Annotated in this window: 16 protein-coding genes and 2 pseudogenes; 5 read left to right on the top strand and 13 right to left on the bottom strand. The window is 44.5% G+C overall.

Going from position 1 to position 9867, the window contains the following annotated elements:
* Positions 1-98: 98 nt before the first annotated feature.
* Positions 99-461: pseudogene (locus tag FNW02_RS36350) on the bottom strand (transposase); the annotation flags it as partial.
* A 130-nt stretch (positions 462-591) separates the two neighbouring features.
* On the opposite strand from FNW02_RS36350, the gene FNW02_RS36345 reads away from it, so the two are divergent.
* The 5 genes from FNW02_RS36345 (at position 592) to FNW02_RS36325 (ending at position 2374) form a co-directional block, all read left to right on the top strand.
* Positions 592-822, top strand: a complete 231-nt coding sequence (locus tag FNW02_RS36345; RefSeq protein WP_191762338.1) for a hypothetical protein — start codon at positions 592-594, stop codon at positions 820-822.
* 45 nt (positions 823-867) lie between these two features.
* Positions 868-1101: a hypothetical protein gene (locus FNW02_RS36340; protein ID WP_191762336.1), complete on the top strand. Its 234-nt coding sequence runs from the start codon at positions 868-870 to the stop codon at positions 1099-1101.
* A complete protein-coding gene (vapC, locus tag FNW02_RS36335; RefSeq protein WP_191762335.1) occupies positions 1098-1505 on the top strand; it encodes a type II toxin-antitoxin system tRNA(fMet)-specific endonuclease VapC in 408 nt (135 codons plus the stop codon). The genes FNW02_RS36340 and vapC overlap by 4 nt, the downstream gene beginning before the upstream one ends.
* An 18-nt stretch (positions 1506-1523) precedes the next feature.
* Positions 1524-1667, top strand: a complete 144-nt coding sequence (locus tag FNW02_RS39345; protein WP_225226230.1) for a YbaK/EbsC family protein — start codon at positions 1524-1526, stop codon at positions 1665-1667.
* A gap of 506 nt (positions 1668-2173) precedes the next feature.
* A complete protein-coding gene (locus FNW02_RS36325) occupies positions 2174-2374 on the top strand; it encodes a hypothetical protein (RefSeq protein WP_191762334.1) in 201 nt (66 codons plus the stop codon).
* A 40-nt stretch (positions 2375-2414) separates the two neighbouring features.
* Here the strand turns inward: FNW02_RS36325 and FNW02_RS39790 are convergent, their stop codons facing one another.
* From FNW02_RS39790 to FNW02_RS40050, 12 genes and pseudogenes are all read right to left on the bottom strand, one after another.
* Positions 2415-4187: a beta strand repeat-containing protein gene (locus FNW02_RS39790; protein WP_191762333.1), complete on the bottom strand. Its 1773-nt coding sequence runs from the start codon at positions 4185-4187 to the stop codon at positions 2415-2417.
* A 392-nt stretch (positions 4188-4579) separates the two neighbouring features.
* Complete coding sequence (locus FNW02_RS36315) at positions 4580-4768, bottom strand: hypothetical protein (RefSeq protein WP_191762332.1); 189 nt, start codon at positions 4766-4768, stop codon at positions 4580-4582.
* Positions 4746-5387, bottom strand: a complete 642-nt coding sequence (gene ycaC, locus FNW02_RS36310; protein WP_191762331.1) for an isochorismate family cysteine hydrolase YcaC — start codon at positions 5385-5387, stop codon at positions 4746-4748. The genes FNW02_RS36315 and ycaC overlap by 23 nt, the downstream gene beginning before the upstream one ends.
* Positions 5388-5811: 424 nt before the next feature.
* Positions 5812-6105, bottom strand: a complete 294-nt coding sequence (locus FNW02_RS36300) for a hypothetical protein (RefSeq protein WP_191762330.1) — start codon at positions 6103-6105, stop codon at positions 5812-5814.
* Positions 6102-6272: pseudogene (locus FNW02_RS36295) on the bottom strand (peptidoglycan-binding domain-containing protein); the annotation flags it as partial. The pseudogene FNW02_RS36295 and the gene FNW02_RS36300, both read right to left, overlap by 4 nt.
* Positions 6273-6299: 27 nt before the next feature.
* Positions 6300-6845, bottom strand: a complete 546-nt coding sequence (locus FNW02_RS36290; protein WP_191762329.1) for an SgcJ/EcaC family oxidoreductase — start codon at positions 6843-6845, stop codon at positions 6300-6302.
* A gap of 74 nt (positions 6846-6919) precedes the next feature.
* Positions 6920-7333 (bottom strand): RidA family protein, encoded by a 414-nt coding sequence (locus tag FNW02_RS36285; protein ID WP_225226228.1) that lies wholly within the window; start codon positions 7331-7333, stop codon positions 6920-6922.
* Between the two features lie 172 nt (positions 7334-7505).
* Positions 7506-7871 (bottom strand): hypothetical protein, encoded by a 366-nt coding sequence (locus tag FNW02_RS36280; protein ID WP_191762328.1) that lies wholly within the window; start codon positions 7869-7871, stop codon positions 7506-7508.
* Positions 7872-7994: 123 nt separating this feature from the next.
* Positions 7995-8267, bottom strand: coding sequence for a DUF302 domain-containing protein (locus FNW02_RS36275; protein WP_096553053.1), 273 nt, complete (start codon positions 8265-8267; stop codon positions 7995-7997).
* Between the two features lie 12 nt (positions 8268-8279).
* Positions 8280-8606, bottom strand: coding sequence for a hypothetical protein (locus FNW02_RS36270; RefSeq protein ID WP_225226227.1), 327 nt, complete (start codon positions 8604-8606; stop codon positions 8280-8282).
* Between the two features lie 72 nt (positions 8607-8678).
* Entirely contained in the window at positions 8679-8837 is a 159-nt protein-coding gene (locus tag FNW02_RS39330; protein WP_225226226.1) for a hypothetical protein, read from the bottom strand.
* A gap of 257 nt (positions 8838-9094) precedes the next feature.
* Positions 9095-9766 (bottom strand): CPBP family intramembrane glutamic endopeptidase, encoded by a 672-nt coding sequence (locus FNW02_RS40050; protein WP_348535513.1) that lies wholly within the window; start codon positions 9764-9766, stop codon positions 9095-9097.
* Between the last annotated feature and the right edge of the window lie 101 nt (positions 9767-9867).

The raw sequence follows: 9867 nt of genomic DNA, 5'->3' as shown, positions 1-9867 counted from the left end.
TACTTTTCAACGTAGGAGACTCCTGGTTGCTTGGCTATCAGCCTAAACATCTTGTCCAGGCATCCTACTTTTTTTTGTGCCTTTCACACTACCCTTCATTACCCAACTTTTTCGCGTTGCACCCCTTTCCATTCGCCCTCACCATAAACTTTTACCCCGGTTGAATCCACCACAACATGAACAGCTTTGTCCTTTGGTACAACTGGCAGTTCCACCGACAGCTTGCTTAAGCGACGAGATAGCGTGGAATGGTCTGGGACTCCTAGTTCAATCCCCATGACAATGAATAACGATTCTAAAAAGCCTTCTGCTTGCCGTCCCGGTAGGTGAAACAGTGATTGAATTGTACCCATCGTCGCGATCGCCACATCGCTGTAATAATTCGATGCTCCTTTTCTTCCTGTCTTCTGTTCGTTACGCCACTGCTCGATTATCTCTTCATTCACCCAGAAGCTTATACTACCTCGATGCTTGAGTGCTGCATCATAAGCATTCTAATTACGAACTCTGTACTGGGTTTTCGTCTTCATCGTTCGGATCAGGGTTGGTAGAGAAATTGGCGATAGGTAAAATTTACCATTTTCCCTATTCATGCAACAACGCCGTTTGCAGTACCTGAAGTCCTTCAACTACTTACCCGCCGAGTGTGAGCAGGTGCAGTTGGTGTGCGATCGCATCAATCGACTGCGGGACAACGAGAACTTAGAAGATGCTCCATGTGCTGTATTGAAACATCTGGGGGAGTTGAAGCGCCCGTATTTGACTGCTGTTGAGGAGAGGCTGTTGGGTTTGATAGAGAAAGAGTACGGGATGATAAATTAATTACGATGTAATTATAAATAGACCAATGAGCGGGAGAAACGAGTAATGCAGAGTATTAAACTATGTTCTCATGTTGGGGCTGATGGCATTTTGCATCTGGACATTCCATCGGGGATAGTAAGTGGTGATATTGAAGTAGAAGTAATCATTAAACCTATAACTCCATCACGAAGAGAGTGGATGCCTGGTTTTTTTGAAGAAGTGATTGGTGGTTGGGCAGGAGAACCTTTAGAAAGACTAGAACAAGGAGAATTTGAAACGCGGGAGACGTTGTTTTGACCTATCTGCTAGATACAAACGTTTGTATTAGACTATTGAACAATAGTAGCCAAACGGTAACGGCTAGACTGGTACAGCAACAGCCAAAAGACATTTATCTTTGTACTGTGGTGCAGATGGAACTTTATTATGGGGCTTACCGCAGTATTCAAAGTGAACGGAATTTAGCATTGCTAGAAAGGTTTTTTAGTCAATTTGCTGTATTGCCATTAGACACAGCAGCAGCACGAGTTGCAGGGAGAATTCGCGCAGAACTGTCAGTAAATGGAACTCCCATTGGCCCAAGTGATTTATTAATTGCAGCGATCGCACTTGTGAATAACTTAACATTAGTTACGCACAACATAAGAGAATTCAGTCGTGTTAGTGGGCTGGTGATTGAAGATTGGGAGCAAGAGCAATAATATCTTTTGTGAACGTGAATGAAAACAAATGCCGCTCGACTACTTGATAAACTAGGTATTCCCTACCAAATTCTCACTTATGAAGTAGATCCTGATGATCTGGCCGCCGAGAGTACAGCGCACAAAGTTGGGCTTCCACTAGAACAAGTTTTTAAAACCTAGTAGTCAGAGGTGACACAACAGGTATCTGTTTTGCTGTTGTGCCAGGAAATGCTCAGTTAGACTTGAAAGCCTTGGCACGAATTTCAGGAAACTGTAAGGTTGAGACAGTTGCTCTCAAGTAAGTCCAGCCACTAACAGGATACATCCGTGGAGGTGTGACAGCTTTAGCTAGTAAAAAAATTATCAAGTTTACCTCGATGAAATGGCAACTCTATTTGAGCAGATCACTGTTTCTAGTGGGATGCGAGGGATGCTGCTTCTGCTATCGCCAGATGATTATTTACGATAACTTTGGATTTTCCCTTTTGACGAATTCGCCGAACATTTTCTCCAACACAGCGTAAATAGAAGATTCGTGTCACCAGGTGCAGCCTTGTAAAGTTTTGTAAAAATGACCGATTTTTCCGGGGTAATTGATAAGAAATACAAATGATAACATTATCTAGTTTGTCTCCTTTTAAGCAAAGTACAATAAAAATATAGACCTCAGCATGAGGACTTGACCCATGCTATCTATCACTATCCAACTTTCATTTTCGGCAAAGATATTTTCTCAAAATACTCTCCCGTCCAAAAAATCATCTCAGAGGGAAAGAGAATATCTGCGACCATCAGAAGTCAACGCCATAATTAGTGCTGCTCAAAAAGTAGGTCGTTATGGTATCACAGATGGAGCAATTATTTGGCGTTGCGTAATTGAAGTATGAATTCAATTATGCAACACCATTAAATCCGACTAAATTGAAATTACAATCCAAAATTAATAGCATTGTTTAGTGCGGTGCTACTCACCTTGTTGACTTTAACCAACTTCAAGCGCCGACCAGCACCAGAAGAACCATCTGAGTCGATAAAGACTACAGTATTAGTTCCCTGACTACCAAAGCTCAAATAGCCGCCGGAAATGGCATTAGTATAGTTCAGATTGCCTAGACCAAGGCTAGCAAACAGCGGTCTCAGCCCAATCTTATCTGTGCCAACTTTCAAGTCAGTAATCGTATCACCTGCATCTCGATATTTGGTATAAACAAAGGTATCTGCCCCTGCACCACCTGTCAGGGTATCTTCCCCTTGAAATCCAGTGATAATATCGTTAGCAGTAGTACCCTTAAGTTGATCCCGACTGCGAGTGCCATTAATCACATTGACAACTGCCTCGAACGCACCGATATCTACTCGACCACTAGAGATGCGCTTAAAGCCAGAACCGCGCCCGTCAAAAGGTACTTGTTCAGTGGTGTTGCCGTCGCCATCAAGGTCTGTAGTATCAGCCGGGATGTCTGCGTTCTTACCACCATTAATGGCTCTGCTACCAGTGACTAGGGCATGAGTTTTGGTCACACCACCGTTGTATCGTAAGTTGGTATTTAGGACTCGTTCGATGCCAACATTGAGATGTTCTTTTGCATTAAAGCCCATACTGCCATTTAAGTTGCCGATGAGGTTAAAATTATTGCTTCTAAACAAACCTACTACATCGGGGTTAGTAGTGTGAGTCGAATCTTTTTGGGGTGTATCAAAGTTGCCAGCAATAATACTGTTTTTGACTGTGGCAGTGCCAGTGCCAGAATTTTGGATACCGCCAGCACCATCGCTCTGATAATAGTTGTAAGCAGTATTCAGCGTGATAGTGCTACTACTTAGCACTACTTTACCTTGATTGTAGATACCACCGCCTGCTTCTGCCGAGTTGCCACTGATAGTACTGTTGCCAATCGTAAGGGAGCCAGAGTTATAAATACCACCGCCATAGTTATCAATGGTTATTTGGTTGCCACTAATGGTGCTATCACTAACGCTCAAGATGCCAGAATTATAGATGCCAGCACCAGAGCCAGATGACTTATTACCACTAATAGTGCTGTTACTTACTGTTGCAGTGCCGCCAGAATTGTAGATGCCGCCTGCTTCCTTACCCCCTAAGTTGTCACTGATAGTGCTGTCCTTTACCGTGAGGAAGCCAGAGTTATAAATGCCACCAGCACTCCCATTAGATAAAGTGTAATTTTTACTAATAGTGCTGTCCTTTAACGTAAGGGAGCCAGAATTATAGATGCCACTACCCAGATATCCCAAGTTGTCACTGATGGTGCTGTCTTTTAGTGTGAGAGTGCCAGAATTATAGATGCCACTACCGAGATAACCAAAATTATTCTTGATGGCACTATTCAATAGCGTTAGAGTACCATTATTAGTGATGCTACCGCTGGCATCAGAACTATAACCATTGGTAACAGTCAGTCCGGCAATTTCAATAGTAATATTGTTGCTAATTTCAAATACACTACTTGCATTATTACCGTTAATAGTTAGCAAAGAAGCACCTGTACCTTTAATACTCAGGTCATCTGTGATTTGGAAGCTGCTACCCAAAAGGGTGATAGTATCGGTAATATTATCAGTGAATACTCCATCAAAATTAATGATGTCCTTTCCAGTCAGGGCATTAGCTGATAATACTGCCTGCCGCAGCGAACCAGCACCACTGTCGTTGGTGTTACTGACGCTAAATGTAGCCATTACTTATGTGACTCCGGTTTTTCAAAGATAAACATCACTTTAATAAAGCAAACCAATATAGCCTCTGCCTGTCATGAAGATGCCTTTTTTGCCAAAAAGGCATTAATTAACAAACATAAGGAAGTTAAGGACTGTTTTAGACTGTTACCAATACAGCCTTGGCATATAATAGATGTATAAAAAGACTCTGTTACCAGTGCATATTATGATAGGAGATTGAATAAAACAATCTCTCGTTAGTTAGTAGACAAACAGCAAATATTCATCTTTTTATTACGAAGAGTTTGACTTCACTTAATTGCAGAGATACAAGTAGAATACCTTCGTTATCCCCCCAAATCAACCAGCACCCCATTCACACACTCAACCCCCCACTGCGGAAATACGAGCAGCTATTTCCTGATCACAATTTGCAAAGCGGGGTCATCTAACCAGCACCCTTGCAAAAACTCAAAATTAGGTTTTTCCCAAACTATCCCCGCCATCTTCAGTTTTTCCATCCTCCAGGGTCGCGCTTTAGACCGTGCCGTGATGCCTTCGGTGGTAAACAATGCCTCACTACTTACTGGGAGATCCAGCATTTGACGTTGCTGCATAGCTGGTCATCAGGTTTTTGTAGTCAGGAATAAACCCTGCTAAAAGACTACCTAGCCCTTCAATATCGTTACGCCAGTCACGGTGCAATTCACCCACAACGCTAAACCAATTGACCAATTGAACTCCAGCACGAGATATTCGATCCCAAGCTGCATAGCGACAGGCTTCATCGAAGGTTCCAGAGGCATCGGTGACAACAAAAACGTCATAACCTGCCTCCAATGCCGAAAGCGCACAAAAAGTAACACATACATCGGTGACAATTCCGGCAATGATTAATTGCTTTTTGCCTGTTGCTTCTACTGCTTTCACAAAGTCCTCGTTGTCCCAAGCGTTGATCTGTCCGGGGCGGGGAATAAAGGGAGCATCGGGAAACTTCTCTTTCAGTTCAGGGATGATGACACCATTGGGGCCATCCTCAAAGCTAGTTGTCAAAACTGTAGGCAGGTTAAAAAACTTGGCTGCACTTGCCAGTGCTAACACATTATTTCTAAAGTCGGCTGCACCAATATCACGCACAAGTGAGAACAGTCCAGTTTGGTGATCGACCAGCAGCACCGCAGCATTATTTTTGTCTAACCGATTGTACTTGAATGTAGACATGAGTTATTGATCCTAATTTGAGTTATTGGGAATGAGGAATTGCAGAATGCTCTAAATAGCTTATGGCGTAAGCTGTTGCGAGATGGACTCAGTGTCCCAAGCAACGCGCCTAAAGGACGCAGCGAACGCCGTCTGCGGGGATTTTAAGACCGATGAGGTAGTCAGCGACGATGTCGTTGACACACGCATTGCCGGCGGTGAGGGCTACACCGTTGACGAACGGCTTCTTTTCCGTTCAGGGCTTGTCGCCGACAAATGTCCATTCCGTGTCGTCGGCGCAGAACGACAAGAATCCTTCATAGTTGCCTTGGGCGATCGCCGCTTCTAAAATTGCTTTATTGTTCTCTGACATCTAAATCTCTCCTCTGTTCAAAGCAAAAAAGTGGTGTGAGTTGTTATGCTTTTGCCCCTCACTGGTTTACTTCTAGGGACTGGTAAACGGCTTACATTGAATCGCCTCCACATTTCGCAGATAGTCCAACTGTGGCTCGAAGCCAGTCGGACAGAAGACATAAACATTGTCCTGAGATCGGCTAATGACTAAACGGTAGCTGGGTGGAATCCCTTCAGAACCTTCGATCACTTCGATTCTGGGAATCACTTGTGAACTGACTTGAGCCAGGGATGGAAAATTGAACAGTAGGAGTACGCCGAACAGAATTGTGATTGCGATTGTGGTTGTAGTCGTGATTTTGATTGAAAGAATCTTTCGGTTCATGAGAAATCTCCTGTGGCTTGTGGTTGTGTAATGTTCTGCTGTTTCCAGGGAAGCGGCGATCGATAGGGGTTTTCGTGCATATCCAGGACTTTCCAGATGGTTGGATTGACTCGCCCTGTAACTGGGATTCTGTATCGTCGCTGGAGATCGCGTACCGCAGACGCTGTGACCGCACCAAAGAATGGAGATTGGTTTTATTTCGCATCAATTTGCGTCGGAGTGATTACTCCACTCGCTTTGAGACCTGCAACGAGGTCGGTCACTTGACGTTGAGCCTCTGCACTCAGGGAGTCAAAGTCGTCTAAGAAGAATTGACGTTCTAGCGTTAACTTCCGGGTATTGAGCAACCCTTCGATCTGCCAACCTTCGTCGCATTTCGTTACGACGTATAGCGGCAGCGAATCTCGTGAAGGTGAAGTTTCAGTTTGTCCGGGTAGTATTACCCTAATAACTACGTGCATGAGCGCGAGTTGCGAGTTCACGAAGCGGACAAAATTCACCTCACCCTCCAAGCGTGTTCCTTTGACAACCGTGTCGAACGCTTGCTGATGAAATGCAGCGATTTCTTTTCGACCCTTGAGATGCGTGCCCTCGAACGTGAGGAAATCGGCAGTTTTGCTGAACGGGGCAGCAAAGCCTTCCCCGCTACCTCGATTCCAAGCATCAATCATCTGGTGAAGGAAAGCACGGATTGCCGACTCGTCAGCATTAGTGGTGGTTTGAGCTGTTTGTGAATTCACACTCTTGAGTTCTCCTTTTAAGTGATAGACCAGTTTTCGAGCAGCATAAATTGTGTTATTAACGCTTACAAAACTCACGGAACAATTGCAGTCACGCGAATTTCAATCCGCATCGTGGGTAGTCCAAGCGCCGCGACTCCTACCTGTGTCCAGATTGGAGCGTGATTCGGCATATAATGACGAAATAGCTTGGACATCACTTCGTTAACCTCCGGGGGGAACCCGCCAACATGGTAAGAATTAACGTGAACCACATGCTCCCAACCCGCACCAGCCGTCGCCAAGGTTCGCTCGACGTTCCGGAACGCCTGAGCAATCTCGTCTGCAAGCGATTCGGTAATTTGCAGATTGTCATCCCAGCCACCTTGCCCTGATATCTCGACTCGATTGTCAATTTTTACCGCTTGCGAGTAATGCAATTGATTCAACAGATATTCCCCATAACCAGGGGTAACAAAAAACTTGGGCTTATTCATGGTGTTCCTCATGTAGTACGTTTGACTCTATCTCGCGTTCCTGAAACGAGTTTGTTTCGGCATCATCCGATTTAGACCCGAATGGCACTAAGAAAAGCCCAAAGGCTTGTTTAGTCTCGTTCCCAGTCTTAAGACTGGAAACCAGTCAGGGCAGGGGCTGTGTCTTAACGAGCGTGCCATTCATTCAACTTTTTCTACAAGCTTGCTTCATCAAGATACGGTTGTTTTTATACACCTCTAAAGTTCCAGACTGCGGGTTATCCAACGTGCCATCCCATACCCAATATTCATAAATTCCATTCCGAAACTTATACACTCGAACACCTTCTGTTGCTTGGCTAGTTCCTTTATTCAAACTTAAATTACCGTTGGCACTGGTTGTGCGATAAAGCAGTTCACCGTTCGTATAATTCTGCCAAATATTGATGTTGTATGCACCCTGGCATTTTGTACTCAGGATGATGCCAGCAGTAGAATCAGCAGAAGCTCTTAAGGAAAAATTAGCTAAGATACTGATTGGCAGAGCCAGGAGGAACGCAAATATTTTCATGAGTGTTGTAAAATTAATGAGTTTGACATTACTCGATTGCTACTACAATGCTGTTTCAAAAACGCCAAGGTGCGATCGCCTTTTGAGCGGGCGCTTTGCGCCATCGCGTGCTAATTCTCCAACTTATTTGTGATCTACGGAACTAAGTGCTTCATTGATTAAAGGTGCAATGATAGCGATATTTTCCACCAACTCATCCGAGAGAGAAAATCGCTGTTTTAAGTAATTAAGATCGTTGTAACTCACCCACACCTTGCCGTCAGTCGCTTCATGAGCCAGTACTTTCAGGGATAAATCCAGGGCGATCGTTGGTTCTGCCACCATGAAGGAAGAGGCAGAGCCTCCCAGAATGGGTTCCCAGTCTGGGCAAGGGCTGTGTCTTAATGAGCGTGCCATTCGATTTAGACACTAATGTTCAGAATTCACTTGCCATGTAATCACAATGATTTCTGCAAATATTAAGACGACTAATAGCCGCGAAAACGCTCCTAAAATGGCTTCCATTGTCCAGTTCTGACTCTGAAGCTCCCAGATCGTCACAATAATGTTCACTCCAATCACCAACCAGGGTAGAATTACTGCTGAATTCCGTCTGCGATAGACGCGGAGCGTCGCCTCCCGCCAAAAAGGGAAGGTACTGAAGAGACAAACAAGGTAGGACGCTCCTGCACTGGCGAACAAGCTTGTTTGAAGACGCGAAGGTAGGTTTGGGTATCCAAGCGTGATCGCCGTCAAACAAACTCCCAGCGCAAGATACAGGAAAGTAAACAAAGTAAATCGTTTCATTTTTTCTCTTTCCAATAAAGCTTATTCTCTGTACCACACACGCACACATTGAAAGCAATTGATTGCAAGACCCTGACTGATCATCACTGGGTGGAAAGCATTACTGGTCGTCACTCCGTAGACATCATCACTTGTGCCTTCAATCCGATCGGGTAGAACAACAGTTTCAACATTGATCACCTGTATCGTTGTACTTTCGATCCACTGATTTACAGCACTCACAACCTCCGAGAAAGATTCATACTCGGAAGGTCCGCCGAAGGGTCCCCGTTCAGTAATCCGAGGCGCGAAATCTTTGTACTGAATCATTTGATTTACTACCTTAAAACTGTAGAGTTGAGCATCAATTCAAGTAGTGGGCATCGTCCCCCATTTTTAAAGCCTTTCACGATAAAGCTTTGTGGGCAGTGCTAGCCCTACGAGATATATTCCAAAACCTAAGCCAACCTTGCCAGCAAACCGCTAAGAACAAAGGTAAAAGCATGAACGCTGATATGAGCTAACATTGCAGCCTCTAGCGAATATTGCCAAAAGAGCCAGCCAAACGCGATTCCCACAATCCCATTCAGTAACAACGCCCGAATAATTACAACTGGAGTGAGGGGAACGATCGCAGCAGTCGCTGGCAGGTGTAGTAGTCCAAATACCAACGCGGCTAGAACGATCGCAGCCTGGTAAATCCCTTGACTGGGCAACGTAATGCCTTGTTTGAAGACTTTCCATGCGATCCAAACAAGCAGCGACATTAAACCCCAGCGCATCAAAATTTCCTCAGTGATGCCGCCATAAAATATTGCTGTGAGCAAATTCAACCAACTTCGCTCTGTATTATTGGCTGCCTGTAGCGCTTCAGGTAGGGCATGTTGCATCAACCGATCGAGCAACAAGAGAACGATCGCCCCTGCTGCACCCACACCCAAGCTCCACTTCAACTCAACGGCAAAAGATGGAGACTTAGCGGTGTGCAACACCCAATGATCAATCAAATGTGAGTGTAATCCAACGCGATAGGCACAGCCAATTCCGATCAGAATGCTGATTGCCAGTAGTAGTCCACCAAAGTTATTTTGACAGGTTGCTCTATAGGTGAAATAATGGTATGAAAACACTTTTAAAAGTTATGTCAGCTAAATATACTGTTAGCCTAACTCAAGAGGAACAAGATAAACTATTGGATTTAACCAAAAAAGGTAAAAATTCCGCTCGTACC

The organism is Komarekiella delphini-convector SJRDD-AB1 (assembly GCF_014831675.1).
Classification (GTDB): domain Bacteria; phylum Cyanobacteriota; class Cyanobacteriia; order Cyanobacteriales; family Nostocaceae; genus Komarekiella.
Note: the sequence above shows the minus strand (reverse complement) of the source record. Positions and strands in the feature narration are given on the sequence as shown.